Annotated in this window: 27 protein-coding genes and 1 pseudogene; 14 read left to right on the top strand and 14 right to left on the bottom strand. The window is 65.3% G+C overall.

Annotated features, from left to right (window positions below):
* Positions 1 to 75: 75 nt before the first annotated feature.
* The 5 genes from rpsD to infA all read right to left on the bottom strand — a co-directional run bounded on the left by rpsD (position 76) and on the right by infA (position 2060).
* Positions 76 to 681: a 30S ribosomal protein S4 gene (gene rpsD, locus KDB67_RS19590; protein ID WP_291019549.1), complete on the bottom strand. Its 606-nt coding sequence runs from the start codon at positions 679 to 681 to the stop codon at positions 76 to 78.
* 22 nt (positions 682 to 703) lie between these two features.
* The gene (gene rpsK, locus KDB67_RS19585; protein ID WP_005187705.1) at positions 704 to 1111 is read right to left on the bottom strand and encodes a 30S ribosomal protein S11; all 408 of its coding nucleotides are present in this window, start codon (positions 1109 to 1111) and stop codon (positions 704 to 706) included.
* Entirely contained in the window at positions 1111 to 1479 is a 369-nt protein-coding gene (gene rpsM, locus KDB67_RS19580) for a 30S ribosomal protein S13 (protein WP_005187704.1), read from the bottom strand. Before rpsM ends, rpsK begins: the two co-directional genes overlap by 1 nt.
* A gap of 216 nt (positions 1480 to 1695) precedes the next feature.
* Positions 1696 to 1809, bottom strand: a complete 114-nt coding sequence (gene rpmJ / locus KDB67_RS19575) for a 50S ribosomal protein L36 (protein WP_040515091.1) — start codon at positions 1807 to 1809, stop codon at positions 1696 to 1698.
* A gap of 29 nt (positions 1810 to 1838) precedes the next feature.
* Positions 1839 to 2060, bottom strand: a complete 222-nt coding sequence (infA, locus tag KDB67_RS19570) for a translation initiation factor IF-1 (RefSeq protein ID WP_005187701.1) — start codon at positions 2058 to 2060, stop codon at positions 1839 to 1841.
* Between the two features lie 313 nt (positions 2061 to 2373).
* Between infA and KDB67_RS19565 the strand changes: the two genes are divergently transcribed.
* From KDB67_RS19565 to fdhD, 8 genes are all read left to right on the top strand, one after another.
* Positions 2374 to 2766 carry a phage holin family protein gene (locus tag KDB67_RS19565; protein ID WP_291019542.1) on the top strand — a complete coding sequence of 131 codons (393 nt, stop codon included), beginning with the start codon at positions 2374 to 2376 and terminating at the stop codon, positions 2764 to 2766.
* Positions 2767 to 2861: 95 nt separating this feature from the next.
* Positions 2862 to 3575 (top strand): SIMPL domain-containing protein, encoded by a 714-nt coding sequence (locus KDB67_RS19560; RefSeq protein ID WP_291019540.1) that lies wholly within the window; start codon positions 2862 to 2864, stop codon positions 3573 to 3575.
* Positions 3576 to 3736: 161 nt separating this feature from the next.
* Positions 3737 to 4849 (top strand): ABC transporter substrate-binding protein, encoded by a 1113-nt coding sequence (locus tag KDB67_RS19555; protein ID WP_291019538.1) that lies wholly within the window; start codon positions 3737 to 3739, stop codon positions 4847 to 4849.
* Between the two features lie 44 nt (positions 4850 to 4893).
* Positions 4894 to 5742 carry an ABC transporter permease gene (locus KDB67_RS19550; RefSeq protein ID WP_291019669.1) on the top strand — a complete coding sequence of 283 codons (849 nt, stop codon included), beginning with the start codon at positions 4894 to 4896 and terminating at the stop codon, positions 5740 to 5742.
* Entirely contained in the window at positions 5718 to 6491 is a 774-nt protein-coding gene (locus KDB67_RS19545; RefSeq protein WP_291019535.1) for an ABC transporter ATP-binding protein, read from the top strand. The genes KDB67_RS19550 and KDB67_RS19545 overlap by 25 nt, the downstream gene beginning before the upstream one ends.
* Positions 6492 to 6745: 254 nt before the next feature.
* A complete protein-coding gene (locus tag KDB67_RS19540; RefSeq protein WP_291019532.1) occupies positions 6746 to 8101 on the top strand; it encodes an LLM class flavin-dependent oxidoreductase in 1356 nt (451 codons plus the stop codon).
* A 91-nt stretch (positions 8102 to 8192) separates the two neighbouring features.
* The gene (gene dtd / locus KDB67_RS19535; RefSeq protein WP_291019529.1) at positions 8193 to 8648 is read left to right on the top strand and encodes a D-aminoacyl-tRNA deacylase; all 456 of its coding nucleotides are present in this window, start codon (positions 8193 to 8195) and stop codon (positions 8646 to 8648) included.
* A 20-nt stretch (positions 8649 to 8668) separates the two neighbouring features.
* On the top strand, positions 8669 to 9535 hold the full coding sequence (gene fdhD, locus KDB67_RS19530) for a formate dehydrogenase accessory sulfurtransferase FdhD (protein ID WP_291019526.1): 867 nt from the start codon (positions 8669 to 8671) through the stop codon (positions 9533 to 9535).
* A gap of 224 nt (positions 9536 to 9759) precedes the next feature.
* On the opposite strand, the gene map is transcribed toward fdhD, so the two are convergent.
* The 9 genes from map to rpsH form a co-directional block, all read right to left on the bottom strand.
* Positions 9760 to 10551, bottom strand: a complete 792-nt coding sequence (gene map, locus KDB67_RS19525; RefSeq protein WP_291019524.1) for a type I methionyl aminopeptidase — start codon at positions 10549 to 10551, stop codon at positions 9760 to 9762.
* 3 nt (positions 10552 to 10554) lie between these two features.
* Complete coding sequence (locus tag KDB67_RS19520) at positions 10555 to 11103, bottom strand: adenylate kinase (protein WP_291019522.1); 549 nt, start codon at positions 11101 to 11103, stop codon at positions 10555 to 10557.
* Entirely contained in the window at positions 11100 to 12419 is a 1320-nt protein-coding gene (secY, locus tag KDB67_RS19515) for a preprotein translocase subunit SecY (protein WP_291019518.1), read from the bottom strand. The genes KDB67_RS19520 and secY overlap by 4 nt, the downstream gene beginning before the upstream one ends.
* A gap of 221 nt (positions 12420 to 12640) precedes the next feature.
* Positions 12641 to 13081 carry a 50S ribosomal protein L15 gene (rplO, locus tag KDB67_RS19510; RefSeq protein ID WP_291019515.1) on the bottom strand — a complete coding sequence of 147 codons (441 nt, stop codon included), beginning with the start codon at positions 13079 to 13081 and terminating at the stop codon, positions 12641 to 12643.
* Between the two features lie 4 nt (positions 13082 to 13085).
* On the bottom strand, positions 13086 to 13265 hold the full coding sequence (gene rpmD / locus KDB67_RS19505; RefSeq protein ID WP_005187653.1) for a 50S ribosomal protein L30: 180 nt from the start codon (positions 13263 to 13265) through the stop codon (positions 13086 to 13088).
* Between the two features lie 5 nt (positions 13266 to 13270).
* Positions 13271 to 13903: a 30S ribosomal protein S5 gene (gene rpsE, locus KDB67_RS19500; protein WP_291019514.1), complete on the bottom strand. Its 633-nt coding sequence runs from the start codon at positions 13901 to 13903 to the stop codon at positions 13271 to 13273.
* Between the two features lie 46 nt (positions 13904 to 13949).
* Entirely contained in the window at positions 13950 to 14348 is a 399-nt protein-coding gene (gene rplR / locus KDB67_RS19495) for a 50S ribosomal protein L18 (protein ID WP_291019512.1), read from the bottom strand.
* A gap of 3 nt (positions 14349 to 14351) precedes the next feature.
* Positions 14352 to 14888 carry a 50S ribosomal protein L6 gene (gene rplF, locus KDB67_RS19490; protein WP_291019510.1) on the bottom strand — a complete coding sequence of 179 codons (537 nt, stop codon included), beginning with the start codon at positions 14886 to 14888 and terminating at the stop codon, positions 14352 to 14354.
* Positions 14889 to 14903: 15 nt separating this feature from the next.
* Positions 14904 to 15302, bottom strand: a complete 399-nt coding sequence (gene rpsH / locus KDB67_RS19485) for a 30S ribosomal protein S8 (RefSeq protein ID WP_005187635.1) — start codon at positions 15300 to 15302, stop codon at positions 14904 to 14906.
* 450 nt (positions 15303 to 15752) lie between these two features.
* On the opposite strand from rpsH, the gene KDB67_RS19480 reads away from it, so the two are divergent.
* From KDB67_RS19480 to KDB67_RS19455, 6 genes and pseudogenes are all read left to right on the top strand, one after another.
* Entirely contained in the window at positions 15753 to 15971 is a 219-nt protein-coding gene (locus KDB67_RS19480; RefSeq protein ID WP_291019507.1) for a hypothetical protein, read from the top strand.
* Complete coding sequence (locus tag KDB67_RS19475; protein ID WP_291019505.1) at positions 15968 to 16396, top strand: PIN domain-containing protein; 429 nt, start codon at positions 15968 to 15970, stop codon at positions 16394 to 16396. Before KDB67_RS19480 ends, KDB67_RS19475 begins: the two co-directional genes overlap by 4 nt.
* Before the next feature lie 30 nt (positions 16397 to 16426).
* The gene (locus tag KDB67_RS19470) at positions 16427 to 16579 is read left to right on the top strand and encodes a hypothetical protein (protein ID WP_291019503.1); all 153 of its coding nucleotides are present in this window, start codon (positions 16427 to 16429) and stop codon (positions 16577 to 16579) included.
* Positions 16580 to 16581: 2 nt separating this feature from the next.
* On the top strand, positions 16582 to 16716 hold the full coding sequence (locus tag KDB67_RS19465) for a hypothetical protein (RefSeq protein ID WP_291019501.1): 135 nt from the start codon (positions 16582 to 16584) through the stop codon (positions 16714 to 16716).
* Between the two features lie 54 nt (positions 16717 to 16770).
* The gene (locus KDB67_RS19460; RefSeq protein WP_291019498.1) at positions 16771 to 16980 is read left to right on the top strand and encodes a CopG family transcriptional regulator; all 210 of its coding nucleotides are present in this window, start codon (positions 16771 to 16773) and stop codon (positions 16978 to 16980) included.
* 320 nt (positions 16981 to 17300) lie between these two features.
* A pseudogene (locus tag KDB67_RS19455) lies at positions 17301 to 18481 on the top strand (IS1380 family transposase); the annotation flags it as partial.
* Positions 18482 to 18506 lie beyond the last annotated feature (25 nt).

Below are 18506 nucleotides of genomic sequence, written 5' to 3'. Positions count from 1 at the left end.
TTGTGAAGCCCGCTATATGACTTCGTAGAAGGTTGACCGAACAGCGTGTGCTGTAAGGCTGTAGCTGTCTGAGGACTACTTGGAGTAGAACTCGACGATGAGCTGCTCGGTGATCGGGATATCGATCTGCGCGCGCTCGGGAACGTTGTGCACCAGGATCCGCAGCGTCGACGGAACCACCTGCAGCCAGCCCGGAACCGGACGATCGCCGACGAGCTCCTTGGCGATCTGGAACGGGGTGGTGGCCAGCGACTTCGGCCGGACGTCGACGATGTCGTACTGGCTGACGCGGTAGCTGGGCACGTCGACCTTCACACCGTTGACGGTGAAGTGGCCGTGGCTGACCAGCTGGCGGGCCTGACGACGGGTCCGGGCGATGCCTGCGCGGTACACGACGTTGTCCAGTCGGGTCTCGAGGATGCGCAGCAGCTCGTCACCGGTCTTGCCGGAGCGACGGTTGGCTTCCTCGTAGTACTTGCGGAACTGCTTTTCCAGGATGCCGTAGGTGAAGCGGGCCTTCTGCTTCTCCTGCAGCTGAAGCAGGTATTCGCTCTCCTTGATCCGCGCGCGGCCGTGCTGGCCGGGCGGGTAGGGGCGACGTTCGAACGCCTGATCTCCGCCGATGAGATCGACACGGAGACGACGAGACTTCTTGGTGGCGGGGCCGGTATAACGAGCCATTGTTCTCTAGTTCCTTTCCCGCTTAGACCCGGCGCCGCTTGGGCGGGCGGCAGCCGTTGTGCGGCTGCGGGGTGACATCGGAGATGGTGCCGACTTCGAGGCCGGCGGCCTGCAGCGACCGGATGGCGGTCTCGCGACCCGAACCCGGTCCCTTGACGAACACGTCGACCTTCTTGACGCCGTGCTCCTGCGCCTTGCGGGCGGCGTTCTCGGCGGCGAGCTGCGCGGCGAACGGGGTGCTCTTACGCGAACCCTTGAAGCCGACGTGACCCGACGACGCCCAGCTGATCACGTTGCCGTTGGGGTCGGTGATCGAGACGATGGTGTTGTTGAACGTCGACTTGATGTGTGCGTTGCCGTGCGGGACGTTCTTCTTATCGCGACGGCGTGTGCCCTTCTTGGGGCCTGCAGCGCGTGACTTCGGAGGCATTACTTCTTCTTCCCGGCGATGGTCTTCTTCGGGCCCTTACGAGTGCGGGCATTGGTCTTGGTGCGCTGTCCGCGGACCGGCAGACCACGACGGTGGCGCAGACCCTGGTAGCAGCCGATCTCGATCTTGCGACGGATGTCGGCCTGGACCTCGCGGCGCAGGTCACCCTCGACCTTCACCGAGGCCTCGATGTACTCGCGGAGCTTCGAGATGTCCGCGTCGGTCAGATCCTTGGCGCGCAGGTCGGCGCTGAGGCCGGTGGCTGCGAGGATCTCCTTGGAGGTGGTACGACCAACTCCGTAGATGTATGTGAGTGCGATCTCCAGCCGCTTTTCGCGGGGAAGATCAACACCAGCAACACGTGCCATGTGGCGTGATTCCTTTACTTGTCAGAGGTCTGCTCCCAGTCCGTCCCGCCTGTGCGGACACCGTGTTGTGTCCGTATCGGGCCCCGGCCTCTGAACCGGAGGTGGGCGACGGCCCGTATACCGCCGCTGGTGCTGGGAGGGCTTCACAAAAGTCTGTTCAGCTCTCGTCTTGCGTATTCAGTTGTTGTTCTCAAGCGACCACGAGTGGTGCTGTGATCAGCCCTGACGCTGCTTGTGGCGCAGGTTGTCGCAGATCACCATGACCCGGCCGTTGCGGCGGATCACTTTGCACTTCTCGCAGATCGGCTTGACGCTCGGCTGAACCTTCACGTCTGGAGCTCCTGTGCTGATCGGTGGGTTTACTTGTACCGGTAAACGATTCGGCCACGTCCGAGGTCGTAGGGCGAAAGCTCAACGACCACCCGATCCTCCGGCAGGATGCGGATGTAGTGCTGCCGCATCTTGCCGCTGATGTGGGCGAGGACCTTGTGTCCGTTCTCCAGCTCAATGCGGAACATCGCATTGGGCAGAGGCTCGACAACACGTCCCTCGACCTCGATGGCCCCGTCTTTCTTCGCCATATCCTCCGCGATCCTGGCCTGCGATTGCCCGCAAGCCCGGTTGAATCCTTGTCTATCCGTTACGGTGATGACACTCCGTCACCGGAGGTCATCGTGGTGCACTCCCCGGGCCCTACGCGATCGCCGGAGCAATGACACGCAAAAAACGGGCACGCGACGCGCACCGACGTTCCATGCTACGCCTCCCTGGCAACCAGTCCAAATGCACCGATCCAGGCACGTCGGCAGTGGCAGGCGTCGGACGATTGCCACTGCATCCGCCGGTTGACGGCATCGGCGGCACACCACGGTCGTCACCTGGCAGACTTGGCGCATGCAGCAGTTTCTGGTGCGCACCGCACTGACCGCGTTCACCCTGTGGATCGCCACGTTGATCGTGCCCGGCATCGACTTCATCGGCGGCGACCAGACGTGGGAGAAGATCGGGATCGCCGCGTTCGTGGCGATTATCTTCGGCCTGGTCAACGCGGTGATCAAACCCGTCGTGCAGTTGTTCGCGATCCCGCTGTACATCCTCACCATCGGCCTGATCCACATCGCTATCAACGCGCTGATGCTCGAACTCACGGCCTGGATCACCCGCAACACCACGCACTGGGGCCTGGAGGTGGAGTCCTTCTTCTGGGCCGCGATCCTCGGTGCCATCGTCGTCTCGATCGTCGGTTGGATCCTCGACATCACACTCAAGGAAGACCCGTGGCGCTGAGCCGACCGATGACAGCGATCTGTCCGGAACTCAGGAGCCAGGCCCGTGGCACCTGAGTTCCGGATTGTTGTGTCCGCATCTGCCGAAGGAGCCTCATGACCACGCGTCGCCGTGCCCTCGTTCTGCTTCCGCTTCTGACCGCGGGACTGCTCGCCGGATGTGGCGACGACGGTCCGAGCGGTGGCGAGCCGCGCAAGGTCACGGTCATCGGTACCGGTGAGGCCACCGGCGTCCCCGACACAGTGACCGCTGTGGTCGGCGTCGAAGCCGAAGGTGACGACGTGTCGACGGCGCTGAACGAGGCCAACACCAAGATCAAGGCCGTCACCGACGCCGTCGTCAAAGCCGGCGTCAAGAAGGAGGACGTGCAGACCCAGCAGGTGTCGCTGTCCCCGCGCTACACCCGCCCCGACCCCGGCCAGGCGTCGGGGATCGGCGGTTACACCGCCACCAACACACTCACCATCAAGGTCCGCGACGTCGGCGCGGCCTCGAACGCGCTCACCGCGGCGGTCAATGCCGGTGGCAACAACACCCGCATCAACAGCGTCGGCCTGTCCATCGACGACGACGCCGATCTCCTCAAGCAGGCCCGTACCCGTGCCTTCACCGATGCCCGCACCCGGGCGCAGCAGTACGCATCGCTGGCCAAGGACGATCTCGGTCCGGTGCTGTCCATCGACGAGCAGGTCAGCAGTGCGTCGCCCAAGACGTACGCCCGCGAGAGCGCGGGCGACGCATCGGTGCCCATCTCCCCCGGCGAGCAGACGCTCACCTTCACCGTCACGGTGTCGTTCTCCCTCAAGTAGTTCTGCTTTGCAGTGAGTTAAGAAATATCTGCTGCGACAACCGCTTTGCACGTTCACCCGCGTCGGTGTGACTAATCATCACACCGAATCAAACCATTGGGCACGGCTTCCCGAATTGGCACCCTTGCGCGAGCAACCAATCGACGGAACCCCGCTGTTCCATGACTTCGAAGCGAGTACGTGCCGTGCGCAAGAGCCGGAAAACCCTGTCCGCCGGCCGGTGGGTCCTGACCACACTGGTCGCGATCATCGCGTTGATCCTGACCGCCTGCGGATCCTCCGACGACGGCGAGGTCGATCTCAGCAAAGAACTGCCCACCGAGATCCCCGCCGGAACCAAGATCGTCTGGGCCGATCAGCAGAACAAGTACCAAACCCTGTTGGCCGCATCGGGTCTGGACAAGGACCTCCCCTACAAGCTGGAGTACGCGAACTTCACCGGCGGTCCGGCGGTCCTGGAGGCATTCCGCGCCGGCACCGCCGACGTCGCCGGTGTGGGCGATGTGCCGCCGATACATGCGCAGCTCACCGACCAGAAGGTACCGATCATCCTGGCGCTGCAGACCGGCGTCGACACGTATTCGCTTGCCACCGCACCGAAGTCAAAGGTGCCGACCGCCGCCGACCTGCGCGGCAAGAAGATCGCTTACGCCGAGGGCACGGCCCAGCAGGCCGCGGTGCTACGGGCCATCGACAACGCCGGGCTCAAGGTCAGCGACGTGACGCTGGTCAAACTCAAACTCGCGGAATTCTCCGATGCACTCGGCGCCAATCAAGTGGACATCGCTCCGCTCAATGAGCCCCGGCTGACCCGCTACCTGCGTGACTTCGGACGCGACGGTGCGTCGTTCGTCGATCCCAAGAGCGTCGGCCAGATCAGCGAGGGCCTGTCCTATATCTACGCGCGCGGCGAATCCCTCACCGACACAGCCAAATCCGCCGCACTGCGCCACCTCGAGGGCGTCATCATCAAGGCGTATGACTGGGCCAACAAGAATCCCGCGGCCTGGATCGACGCCTACTATGTCAAGAATCAGAACGTCACCGCCGACGACGGCTGGCGCATCCTGCGCAGCACCGGAACCACCGGTTTCCCCAAACTCGATGACGCCCTGATCGCCCGTCAGCAGGGCACCATCGACGTGCTCGACAAGGCCGGTCAGCTGCCGAAGAAGGTCAAGGCGTCCGACGATTTCGACCTCCGCTTCGCTCCCGTCATCGAGCAGGCCGTATCCGAGACCGGCATCAGCCGCGGATCGGAGAAGATCCAGTGACCACCGCGGCACCGTCGAGGAGACTCGGCAGGCATGCGGCACCGGTGACGACGCCGCAGGTCCGGACCGAATCGTCGGCCGGCTACCCACATCTCGAACACCGTGGCACCGCACCGCGGCGCAGGCTCGGCCCCGGAAAGCCGATTCCCGGCGGCTGGCTGCTAGGACCGGCTGTGCTGGTGTCGATCTGGTTCCTCGGATCGGCCACCGGGTTCATCGATGAACGCACTCTGCCCGCCCCGTGGGTGATCGGGTCGACGGCCGCAGATCTGTGGTCCGACGGACGGTTGCCCGAAAACATCCTGGCCTCACTGAGACTCGCGAGCATCTCGCTGGTGATCGGTGTGGTCGCCGGCCTGGTGATGGCGCTGGCCGCCGGCCTGAGCCGACTCGGTGAGGCGCTGCTCGACGGCCCGGTGCAGATCAAACGCGCGATCCCCACCCTGGCCATCATCCCGCTGGCGATCATGTGGTTCGGCATCGGCGACACGATGAAGATCACCATCATCGCGCTGGCGGTGCTGATCCCGATCTACATCAACACCCACGCCCAGCTGCGGGGTGTCGACCTGCGGCACGTCGAACTCGCTCAGACGGTTGGGCTTTCGCGTCTGGAGTTCATCCGGCGGGTCGCTCTGCCCGGCGCAATTCCCGGCTTCTTCACCGGACTGCGGCTGGCGGTCACCACATCCTGGCTGGCCCTGGTCGTGGTGGAACAGATCAACGCCACCAAGGGCATCGGCTATCTGATGGATCAGGCCCGTACCTACGGGCAACTCGACATCGTCGTCGTCGGGCTCGTCGTGTACGGCGTGTTCGGACTTCTCAGCGACACCCTGGTACGTCTCATCGAACGGAGGGCACTGGTATGGCGCCGGTCATTGGGCAGCTGATCGATTCACCTGAGCTGCAACAGAAATCATCGTCTGCCGAGCCGGTTCTGGTGGCCGACAAGCTCACCCGCCGGTTCGGCGACCGCACGGTCCTCGACGGCATCGACCTGACCATCGGGCGCGGCGAGTTCGTGGCGTTGCTCGGGCGCAGCGGCAGTGGCAAGTCCACGCTGCTACGTGCGGTCGCCGGACTCGACGTCGGCGTCGATGGCACCGGCGATCTGTTCGTCGCCCGCAATTCGTCTGTGGTGTTTCAGGATTCGCGCCTGCTCCCGTGGTCGCGGGTGCTGCCCAACGTCACCCTGGGTCTGTCCGGTCGTGACGCCGCAGAGGCCGGCCGCACCGCGCTCGCCGACGTCGGACTCGCAGGCCGCGAACGGGCCTGGCCCACCGAACTCTCCGGTGGCGAACAGCAACGTGTGGCGCTGGCCAGATCGCTTGTGCGCCAGCCCGAGTTGCTGCTTGCCGACGAGCCGTTCGGAGCGCTCGACGCCCTCACCCGCATCCGCATGCACGGCCTGCTGCGCGAGCTGTGCAGCAAGTACCGGCCCGGCGTGCTGCTGGTCACCCACGACGTCGACGAGGCGATCACCCTCGCCGACCGGGTCCTCGTCCTGGACAACGGCCGCTTCGTCGCCGACCGCAGCCTCGATTCCCTCGGCCCCCGACGCTCCCTGCGCGACCCGGAGTTCGTCGCCCACCGCGAGGCCCTCCTGGCCGCCCTCGGCGTCGACGTCGCAGCGCATTGAGTAACCAGCGATAGGTCACCGGACCCTTCGAGACGCGGTCGGCTCGCAAGCTCGCGCGACAGCTCCTCAGGGATCAAGAATCTCACCGCGCCCAAAAGACACAAGACACACCTTGACCCCGAGGCCCACGCAACAAAGACACAACCACGCACCTTGATCCCTGAGGCCGACGCGACGAAGGAGCAAGGGACGCGTTGGGTCCGGCGACCTTTCGACACCTGACGCATCCACCCCAGAACAGAAGGAACACACCCATGTCCACCCGACAACTCCATCTGAACGCCTTCATCTACCCCGCCGGCCACCACGAGGCCGCGTGGCGGCACCCGCGCAGCCAACCGCACCGTGTCTTCGACGCCGACTACTACCAGGAAATCGGAAAGGCAGCCGAGGCAGCACTTTTCGACGCCGTATTCTTCGCCGACGGCCCGGCCCTGCGCAGCGAGGCCGCCTACAGCACCGCCGGCCGCCTCGAACCGATCACCGTTCTCGGCGCGATCGCCGCGGCCACCGAACGCATCGGGCTGATCGCCACCGCCTCCACCACCTACTACGAGCCATACAACCTGGCGCGCCTGTTCTCGACCCTGGACTTCATTTCCAAGGGCCGGGCGGGCTGGAACATCGTCACCACCTCCACCGATGCCGCGGCCGAAAACTTCGGTCTCACTGCACATCCCGACCCGGTGTCCCGTTACAAGCGGGCGGCCGAGTTCGTCGACACCGCCACCCGGTTGTGGGATTCGTGGGAGGACGATGCCGTTCTCCTGGATCGCGACAACGGCCGCTATGCCGACACCGGCAAGATCCACCGAGCCGAGTTCGTCGGCGAACACCTCACCGTCCGTGGCGCTTTCAACGCGCCACGCTCTCCGCAGGGTTATCCGGTGTTGGTGCAGGCGGGCGCATCCAACGACGGCCGTGCCTTCGCCGCCCGCTACGCCGAGGCCATCTTCACCGCACACCAGTCGCTGTCCAACGCGCAGGCCTTCTACTCAGACATCAAGGCACAGGCAAAGGCATTGGGCCGCAATCCCGATCACATCAAGATCCTGCCCGGCCTGAGCCCCTTCATCGGCGACACCGAAACCGCGGCAAAGGAACTCGAGAACGAGTTCAACGAACTCACCGTACCCGCCTACGGTCTCAACCAGATTCGCGGCCTCGCCGACGTCGACCTGTCGGCCCTGGACCTCGACGCACCGGTCCCCCTCGACGCCTTCGGCGAGGCCGGCAACGTCACCGACAACAAGCGCAGCCGCAAACAGGTGGTCGCCGAGATCGTCGCCAAGGAACGCCCGACGGTCCGCAGGCTCCTGCACCGACTGGCCGGGGCGCGCGGCCACCGCGTATTCGCCGGCACCCCGGAGCAGATCGCCGACACCATCGAAGAATGGTTCACCCAGGGCGCGGCCGACGGTTTCAACGTGATGCCGCCCTACTATCCGGGTGGGCTCACGGACTTCACCGAGCACGTAGTCCCGATCCTGCAGCGCCGCGGCCTGTTCCGCACCGAATACACCGGCACGACGCTGCGCGATCATCTCGGTCTGCCCCGGCCGGAGAACCAGTTCGCGGTCCGGCAGGCGTCAGCGCAGAACGCCAGTTGATCGGCACCGACCACGCCGGTTCCCAGACCCTGACCGTTCATTGCCGTCCACCGCGCGCACGGCCGCGTAGCGGGACTGGCATGCTGGATCGATGCGAGCAGTCGTCCAGCGAGTCAGCCAGGCAAGCGTCACCGTCGACGGCGAAGTGGTCGGAGCCCTGGACATAGGCGCCGACGAACACGGCCTCGTCGTGCTCGTCGGCGTCACCCATGACGACACCGCCGATGATGCCGCGAAGCTGGCCGACAAGATCTGGCGGCTACGTATTCTGCCCGGGCCGGATCGGGAACTGTCCGCGGCCGACGTCGGTGCGCCGATCCTGGTGATCAGCCAGTTCACCCTGTACGCGAACACCGCCAAGGGCCGACGCCCGTCGTGGAACGCCGCCGCCCCCGGACCGATCGCCGAACCCCTCGTCGACGCCGTCGTCGACGCGCTACGGTCGTTCGGGGCCACTGTCGCCACCGGACGCTTCGGCGCCCACATGCACGTGTCGCTGGTCAACGACGGCCCGGTCACCCTCATCCTGGACACCGATCCGCGCTGATACGGCGCTAGCGTAAACCCATGGGCCGTATCACCACCCGACGCCGCGTCACCCGCATCCGGGGTGACGGGCATACCGTGGCGCGCCCCGACACCCTCGCGGTGGAGGAACCACTGGAAATCCGGGTCGGCGGCAAGTCGTTGGTGGTGACAATGCGCACCCCGGGCAACGACGTCGAGCTCGCCGCCGGTTTCCTCGTCTCCGAGGGCGTGCTGACCGGAGCCGACGATCTGGTCACGGCCCGCTACTGTGCCGGAACCGGCGCCGACGGCGCCAACACCTACAACGTCCTCGACATCGTCCTCGCCGCGCACGTGGCTCCCCCCGCCCCCGAACTGGCCCGGAGTTTCACCACCACCAGCGCTTGCGGGGTGTGCGGCAAGGACAGCATCGACGCGATCGCGATCCGGTCGTCGTTCGGTGTCGCCGACGACCCACTGACCATCTCCGTCGCTGCTCTCCTGGAGTTCCCCGCCCGGCTACGCGATCACCAGAGCGTCTTCGACAAGACCGGCGGCCTGCACGCGGCGGCCCTGTTCGACGGCCGCACCGGCGAACTCGTCGTCGTCCGCGAGGATGTGGGTCGGCACAATGCCGTCGACAAGGTGATCGGCTGGGCCCTCACCCAGGGGCTACTGCCGCTGCGCGGTCACATCCTGCAGGTATCCGGGCGGGCGAGTTTCGAACTGGTACAGAAAGCGGTGATGGCAGGAATCCCGATGCTGTCGGCGGTATCCGCCCCATCGTCGCTGGCCGCCGATCTCGCCGACGACTCCGGCCTCACCCTCCTGGGCTTCGTCCGCGGCGACTCCCTCGTCGCCTACACCCGCCCCGACAGACTGTCCGCGAACAACGTTGAGAGCCTCACGTCGCCGGACCCTTCGTGACGAGTCGGCTCGCAAGCTCGCGCGACCCTCCTCAGGGATCAAGATGCCCGGCCGCGACGAACAAACGACCACCTATCCCGACACCAAGGCAACCAAACCTCTTCAACCCCGACACCAAAACAACCAAACCTCTTGATCCCTGAGGCTGAAGCGACGAAGGAGCGAAGGTCACGAAGGGTCCGGTGACAATCCGCGCATGACCGGACCACCGCGAAACGAAGCGCCTACGGCCGCGTGGTGAGAATCCGCGGCCCGTCCCCGGTCACGACAACCGTGTGCTCCCAGTGCGCCGCCCGCGACCCGTCGTCGGTGACGACGGTCCAATCATCGCCGAGTACCGACGTTTCGGTGGTCCCCAACGTGAGCATCGGTTCGATAGCGAGGGTGGAGCCGATCACCAGCAACGGCCCACGATTGGGTTTGCCCTCGTTCGCCAGGAATGGGTCCAGGTGCATTTCGCGGCCGATGCCGTGCCCGCCGTACCCGGAGACGATGCCGAACCCGCGGCCGAACTTCACCTCGGCCGCACGAGTGGCCTTCTCCAAAGCGTGGGAGATGTCGGTGAGCCGGGCACCATCGACCATCGCCGCGATTCCGGCGTCGAGCGTGAGCCGGGTGGCCTCGCTCAGATCCGAATCGGCCTGCGAGATCTCACCGATACCGAAGGTCCAGGCCGAGTCGCCGTGCCAGCCGTCGAGGATGGCGCCGCAGTCGATGGACACGAGGTCGCCGTCGGCGAGGACGGTGTCCTTGGTGGGGATGCCGTGCACCACCACCTCGTTCACGGAGCTGCAGATGGAGCCGGGAAATCCGTGATAGCCCTTGAAAGACGGGACGGCCCCCGCCTCGCGGATCACCGTTTCGGCGATCTCATCGAGGTCGAGGGTCGACATCCCTGGTGTGGCCGCCTCACGCACCGCGACCAGTGCTGCCCCGACGATCGCACCGGCCGCCGCCATCGCGTCGACTTCGGCGGCGGTGCGAAACGGGACCTTCTTCTTTGTCCTGCGCAACACGGCTCAGTTGTCGCCGAGCGCGCCGAGAATCCGCTGATGCACCTCTTGCACGTCTCCGACGGCGTTGATGGCCATGATGTGCCCGGCGTAGTACTCCAGCAGCGGCGCGGTCTCGGTGGCGTACACCGAGAGGCGGTTGCGGATCACTTCCTCGGTGTCATCGGCGCGGCCACGGGCCAGCATCCGCTCGACCACCACGTCGGCGTCGACCTCGAGCGACAGCACCCCGTTGAGGGTCTCGTCGAGGTTGGTGAGGATCTCGACGAGCGCGTCGGCCTGCCCGGTGGACCGGGGAAAACCGTCGAGCAGGAAGCCCTTGACGGCGTCGGGCTCGGCGAGCCGGGCACGCACCATGTCGACGGTGATCTCCGACGGCACGAGGTTGCCTGCGTCGAGGTACTTCTTGGCCTCGATACCCACCGGAGTGCCCTGCGAGATATTGGCGCGGAACAGATCACCGGTGGAGATGTGCGGGATCCCGAGAGCCTCGCTGAGCAGCTCTGCCTGTGTGCCTTTGCCCGCTCCGGGCGGACCGAGAATAACAAGTCTCACTTGAGGAACCCTTCGTACTTCCGTTGCATCAATTGACTGTTGACCTGCTTCATCGTGTCCAATCCGACACCGACCATGATCAGCACCGCGGTGCCGCCGAAGAAGTTCAGTCCGCTGGCCGAACCGCCACTGCTCATGTCGAGGAAGACGTTGGGCAACACGGCGATGATACCGAGGTAGATCGAACCGGGCAGGGTGATTCGGCTCAGCACATAGCCGAGGTAGTCGGCGGTGGGCTGGCCGGGACGGATACCCGGGATGAATCCGCCGTACTTCTTCATGTCGTCGGCACGCTCTTCGGGGTTGAAGGTGACGGCCACGTAGAAGTACGTGAAGAAGATGATCATCGCGAAGTACAGCAGGATGTGCGACCAGCTGGTCGGATCCGTCAGATAGTCGTTCATGAACTTCTTCCAGCCCGACGTGTCGTTGGACCCGGCGGTGAGCTGGAGGATGAGCTGCGGCAGATACAGCAACGACGACGCGAAGATCACCGGGATGACGCCGGCCTGGTTGACCTTGAGCGGCAGATACGTCGACGATCCGCCGTACATCTTGCGGCCCACCATGCGCTTGGCGTATTGCACCGGGATGCGGCGCTGGCCCTGCTCAACGAACACGACACCGGCGATGATGACGAGGGCGGCCACGCACACGAGCGAGAATGCGAGTGCGCCGCGCTGGTCGAGGATGGCTTTGCCCTCGGAGGGGATGCGGGCGGAGATACCGGCGAAGATCAGCAGCGACATGCCGTTGCCGACGCCGCGCTCGGTGATGAGCTCACCCATCCACATGACGACGCAGGCGCCCGCGGTCATGACGAGCACGACGATCGTCAGCGCGAACACCGACTCGTCGCTGAGCACATCACCCTTGCAGCTGTCGGGCAGGAGCTGGCCGCGCGAGGCCAGGGCGACGATGCCCGTGGACTGCAGCAACGCCAGCGCCACCGTCAGGTAGCGGGTGTACTGCGTCATCTTGGCCTGGCCGGACTGGCCTTCTTTGCGCAGCTGCTCGAAACGGGGGATCACGACGGTCAGCAGCTGCACGATGATGCTGGCGGTGATGTACGGCATGATGCCGATCGCGAACACGGCCAACTGCAGCATGGCGCCGCCGGAGAACATGTTGATCAACGCGTAGACCTGATTGTCTCCGGAGTTGATCTGGTCCATGCACTCGTTCACTACTTTGTAGTTCACGCCCGGGGACGGGATGGTGGCGCCGAGGCGGTACAGGATGACGATGCCGATGACGAAGAGGATCTTCTTCCTCAGGTCCGGCGTCCTGAAGGCCGCGACGAGGGGGGAGAGCACTAAGTTCCTCCTAGTCCGGGGTGGTGTCGGCCGAAATGGCCGGGAACGTCTTGTGAAACTCTAACAGTGAGACCGGATTCGCCTCGTCGGCCACCGTGTGACCAGGGAAAATGCCGGGTTGAGGAGATTTCGGCCCGCACGGGGGCCGCACGCGAACCGCAGCGAGCCGCCGAACGAGAGCGGCGTGTGACGCTGCTCTCGTCCGGCGGCTCGTGGGCGTGTCAGAGCTCGGAGACGCTACCACCGGCGGCGGTGATCTTCTCCTTGGCCGCGCCGGTGAACTTGTTGGCGGTGACGTTGACGGCCACCGACAGGTCGCCGTCGCCGAGCACCTTCACCAGCTTGTTCTTGCGAACGGCGCCGGCGGCGACGAGGTCGTCGACGCCGATGGTGCCGCCCTGCGGGAACAGCCGGGCGATGTCGCCGACGTTCACGACCTGGTACTCGACCCGGTTGCGGTTGGTGAAGCCCTTGAGCTTCGGCAGCCGCATGTGGATCGGCATCTGGCCGCCTTCGAACGCGGCGGGCACGTTCTTGCGGGCCTTGGTGCCCTTGGTGCCGCGACCCGCGGTCTTACCCTTGGATCCCTCACCACGACCCACACGGGTCTTCTCGGTCTTCGCACCCTCTGCGGGGCGAAGATGATGGAGCTTGATGGTCATTTGCTTAAACCTCTTCGACTGTCACGAGGTGGCGCACCACGTTGATCAGGCCGCGGTTCTGCGGGGTGTCCTCGCGGGTGACGGTCTTGCGGATACCCTTCAGACCGAGGGTGCGCAGGCTGTCACGCTGGTTCTTCTTGGTACCGATGGTGCCCTTGACCTGGGTGATCTTCAGTTCTGCCATTGGTCTTACGCTCCCTGGCCGGCCCGGGCGCGGAGCATACCGGCCGGTGCCACATCTTCGATCGGGAGGCCACGACGGGCCGCGACCTCTTCGGGACGCTGCAGCATCTTGAGAGCCGCAACGGTGGCGTGGACGACGTTGATCGCGTTGTCGGAGCCGAGGCTCTTGGCGAGAACATCGTGCACACCGGCGCATTCGAGCACGGCACGCACCGCGCCACCGGCGATCACACCGGTACCGGGGCTGGCCGGGCGAAGCATCACGACACCGGCAGCGGCCTCACCCTGGACGGGGTGGGTCACGGTGCCGCCGATCAGCGGGACGCGGAAGAAGTTCTTGCGAGCCTCTTCGACACCCTTCTGGATCGCGGCCGGAACTTCCTTGGCCTTGCCGTAGCCGACGCCGACGAGGCCCTGGCCGTCGCCCACCACCACGAGTGCGGTGAAGGAGAACCGGCGGCCACCCTTGACGACCTTGGACACGCGGTTGATCGCGACGACGCGCTCAAGCTGGTTGCGGTCCTGGTCGCGATCGCGGCCACCGCGGTCACGACGCTCGCCGCGGCCGCGACGCTCGTTGCTGTTGTTGTTGTCGTTTCCGGCGGGTCCGTTTCCGCCGTCACGCTGACGTCCGGGCATCAGAGGTTCCCTCCGGTCACTGTGGTGTTGCTGGTCGAGATGGTCATCAGAAGCTCAGGCCTCCCTCGCGGGCGGCGTCGGCGAGCGCGGCGATCCGGCCGTGGTAGTCCTTGCCACCACGGTCGAACACGACGGCCTCCACACCGGCTGCCTTGGCGCGGGCGGCGATCAGCTCGCCCACCTTGGCCGCGTGTGCCGACTTGTCGCCGTCCACAGCACGCACGTCGGCCTCGATCGAGGACGCGGCGGCAAGGGTCTTGCCGGCGAGGTCGTCGATGAGCTGCACGTGGATGTGGCGGCTGCTGCGCTTGACGGCCAGACGGGGACGCTCGGCGGTGCCGGCGACCTTCTTACGCAGACGGAAATGGCGGTTCGCGGTCGAGGTACGACGGCGAGTCGAGGCGTCCTTGCCGAGCGGCTTGCGATCGATCTTGGTTTCACTCATGGCTTACTTACCCGTCTTTCCGACCTTGCGACGGATCTGCTCACCCTCGTAGCGAATGCCCTTGCCCTTGTACGGGTCGGGGCGACGCAGGCGGCGGATGACCGCCGAGATCTCGCCGACTTTCTGCTTGTCGATACCCGACACCGAGAACTTGGTGGGCGTCTCGACGGCGAAGGTGATGCCTTCGGGAGCCTCGATCGGCACGGGATGGCTGTAACCGAGCGCGAACTCGAGGTCCTTGCCCTTGGCCTGCACGCGGTAGCCGACACCGAAGATTTCCATCTTGTTGGTGTAGCCCTGGGTGACGCCGATGACGAGGTTGTTCACCAGAGACCGGTTGAGGCCGTGCAGGGCACGGCTGCGGCGCTCGTCGTTGGGTCGGGTCACCACAATGTTGCCGTCTTCCTGAGCGACCGCGATGGGCTCGGTGACGGTGTGGGTGAGCTCGCCCTTGGGGCCCTTCACGGTGATGTTCTGGCCGTCGATCGAGACGGTCACACCGGCGGGGATGGCGATGGGATTCTTACCGATACGTGACATATCTTCTAGCCTCCCTTACCAGACGTAGGCGAGGACTTCGCCGCCCACGCCCTGGTTGGCTGCCTGACGATCGGTGAGCAGACCGGACGACGTGGAGATGATGGCCACGCCGAGGCCGCCCAGGACCTTGGGCAGGTTGGTGGACTTCGCGTACACCCGCAGACCCGGCTTGGAGACGCGGCGCAGACCGGCGATACTGCGTTCACGGCTCGGGCCGTACTTGAGGGAGACGACGAGGCTCTTGCCGACCTCTGCATCTTCGGTGCGGAAGTCTGTGATGTAACCCTCGCGCTTGAGGATCTCGGCGATAGCCACCTTGATCTTCGACGACGGAAGGGTGACCTCGTCGTGGTACGCCGAGTTGGCGTTGCGCAGACGTGTCAAAAAGTCTGCGATCGGGTCAGTCATGGTCATGGTTGACCGTCAACCTTTCTCGTAGTGGTTCCCATACAGCGAGGTGGTGCGAACACTCCCCCGGTGGGCCTTCCACGAAGTGGACAGTTGTGCAGGTTCTCCCCGAGAAGATGCCCTTGGCTTTTCGCCGGCACCGTCTCAGGTATGAAGTTGTGGCTCCCGGGGGCACAGTTCACCCAGGCAACCGGTCTAGTGTAGAGAACCCCGGATCAGAACCCAAATCGCCACCGGTCGGTGCCTGCGGCGACTGGTCCAGCAGCTCGAAACGTGGTTGGCCGGGCTGCCACGGCGGAGGCAATAGGCGACGTCTTCGACTGAAAGCCGCCGGAAACGCCCCGGCGAGGTAGCAACCGAGCAGGTGTTTCGCCAAGCCTGCCATCGAGCGCAGTCCACACAGCCAGTGGCTCGCGCGCGCCGCCCGCCGACACCCGACTCGGCTACGCTGGGTTCGTGACAGCAAACCGCGACGAACTGATCCACCTCATCAACGATTTGCCCGATGACCAGGTGGAAGTCTTGCTGCGAGACGCCCGTCGCCTGTCTGAACCCAGTCGGCGGAGAACGTGGCCGCCGAGATTCGTCGGCATGATCACCGACGGCCCGGTCGACGGCTCGACGCCCGAGTACATCGACTCTGTCCTGGCGCGAGGTTTCGGCACCGACCAATGATCGTCTGCGACACCGGCCCACTGGTAGCGCTGACGAATACGCGTGATGCCCACTACTTCGCTGCGAACGCACTGTTCCGGGACCTGCTCATGGCGGGTGAACGGATACTACTGTCACCGATGGTGTTGGCAGAGACGTGCTACTGGCTGAACGAGCACGGCGGCCCCGAAGTAGAAGCGGCCTTTCTGGACTCGGTTGTGGACGGGACGTTCACTGTCGTCGACCTCACCGAGGCCGACGTCGCGCGCATGGTCGAGCTCGTCCGACGCTTCGCCTCATTCCCACTCGGCGGCACCGACGCCTCAGTGGTCGCAGTAGCCGAGCGGTTCGGCGTCCGCGAGATCGCCACATTCGACCGTCGGCACTTCAGTTCGATGGTCCCGAAGTCCGGCGGCCACTTCACGCTATTGCCAGAGTCGCTGTAGCGGCGGCGAGCGCCTTGACGATCTGCGTCGATGACGGCGTGGCGCGGTGCGGCGCCACCGATCCCGATCGGGCGGGGATCGGCGATCACCCCGATCGTAGTGGGGCCGTTTCTCGCTCCGGTGATCGCTGAAGCTGATGTTGCAGCGTCGAGCCAGGAGCTGGCGATGCTGTCGGTGTCCTGACCGTGCTCCGCGCCCGCGGTATCGACGTTCCCGACGCGGTACGTGAGCGCGTACAGAGCTGTGAAGACCTCGAGCAGCTCGAGACGTGGCTGAGCCGCGCCGCCACGGCGCAGACAATCGGCGACGTCTTCGACTGAAAACGCTGGGAGCGCTGCCCTGAGTCCGCGACCACCGACAGGTCGGCCACCCCGGTGAACCGATCGGCTCCCGGGTACTGCTCCCATGATCGCCTGCGCCAGCTCGAACGACGATCGCCCGGCGGAAATGCGCCGACCACTTCCGTCCTGCTACCCGCCGACATCCGAGCACGCCTCGAAAGCCGGGCGGCAGCCAAAGGCGTGAAACCCGCCGAGATCATGCGCCGGGCACTCGTCAAATATCTCGACCGCCACTCGGCCTGAGCAGGCCCACACACCGGCATCCGCGGCCTTCCAGCAGATGAGGCGTGGAACCCGGCTCACCCTCCGCCCGGAAGCCTGCCAGCAACTCGCAAGAGCTGCCATCCTAAGCATCGTCGACGGCGACGGCTCACCCGGCACACGAGGTGCCCGCTCAGCAGGCGCGCGCAAACACCATCCAGGTCGATCAGCAAGCACCGGCAGCTCCGGATGACCGATCATCCGGTCCCCACACGTGTGCAATAGGCGTCCGCATGCGGAGCCACCCGAACCCTTTGCCGCCCAAAGATGTAGCCCAAAGGGCTGAATATCAGGCCGCTACAGTGTCGGTCGCGATCGGCGGTGACTGCCTGGCCGACATCGCGCAGTTGCGTGCCGATCAGGACGTGTTCGGCCCGGTGGCCTCGGATCCGACGGTATCGAGGCTGGTCACCGCGCTGGCTGCTGATGCCGGGCCCGTTGTGGCGGCGATCAACACCGCCCGCGCGCACGCCGGGCACATGCATGGCAGGCGGCCGGGGACGCTGCCCCAGACGCCGACTGCGATCAGGGTGGGCTGTTGGTGGTGGATCTGGATGCGAGTGTGCTGACCGCGCACTCGGAGAAGGAATCGGCGGCGCCAACCTATAAGCGGGGGTTCGGGTTTCATCCGTTGTGTGCGTTCGTTGATCACGGTCCCAGCGGCACTGGCGAGCCGGTGGCGATGATGCTGCGACCCGGCAACGCCGGAGCCAATACCGCCGCCGACCACATCAGGGTCACCGAACAGGTTCTGACCCAAGTACGCACACCGGCCCAGTCGGTGCTGATCCGTACCGATTCAGCCGGCGGCACCCACGAGTTCCTGAACTACCTCACTGGCCGTGGTCTGGGATATTCGGTGGGTTTCGGACTCTCGCATACCGCCGCGCAGGCGATCGGGCGACTCCTGCCGCAGGTGTGGACCCCGGCCTATGACGCCGACGGGACCGAACGCGACGGGGCGTGGGTGGCTGAACTGACCGGCATGCTGGACTTATCGTCCTGGCCTACCGGTATGCGGGTCATCGTGCGGAAAGAAAGGCCCCATCCCGGTGCGCAGCTGCGGTTCACCGACTCCGACGGACTGCGGCTGACCGCATTCGCCACCAACACCACCACAGGGCAGCTGGCGGCGCTGGAGTTGCGCCACCGCCGCCGGGCCCGATGCGAAGACCGCATCCGCTCGGCCAAGGACTGCGGCCTGCGTAACCTGCCGTTGCACCGATTCGATCAGAACCGTATCTGGTGCGTCATCGTCGAGTTGGCCTGCGAGTTACTCGCTTGGACCCAAATGCTCGCCCTGGCACACAGTCCCGCCCGTAGGTGGGAACCCAAAGCGCTACGGCTACGACTGTTTTCGGTCGCGGCCCGCATCACCTGCCACGCCCGGCGACGCCGCCTCAAACTCGCCGCCGGTGCGCCTCACCTACAACTACTCCTGGACGGAATACACACCCTGACAGCACTTCCCACCCCCGACTGAACTACGGCTCACCGTGACCACCAAG

Origin of the sequence: Gordonia sp. (in: high G+C Gram-positive bacteria), from assembly GCF_020438995.1 — a bacterium.
Classification (GTDB): Bacteria; Actinomycetota; Actinomycetes; order Mycobacteriales; family Mycobacteriaceae; genus Gordonia.
The sequence above is the reverse complement of the archived record's forward strand: the minus strand, read 5'-3'. Positions and strand labels throughout refer to the sequence as shown.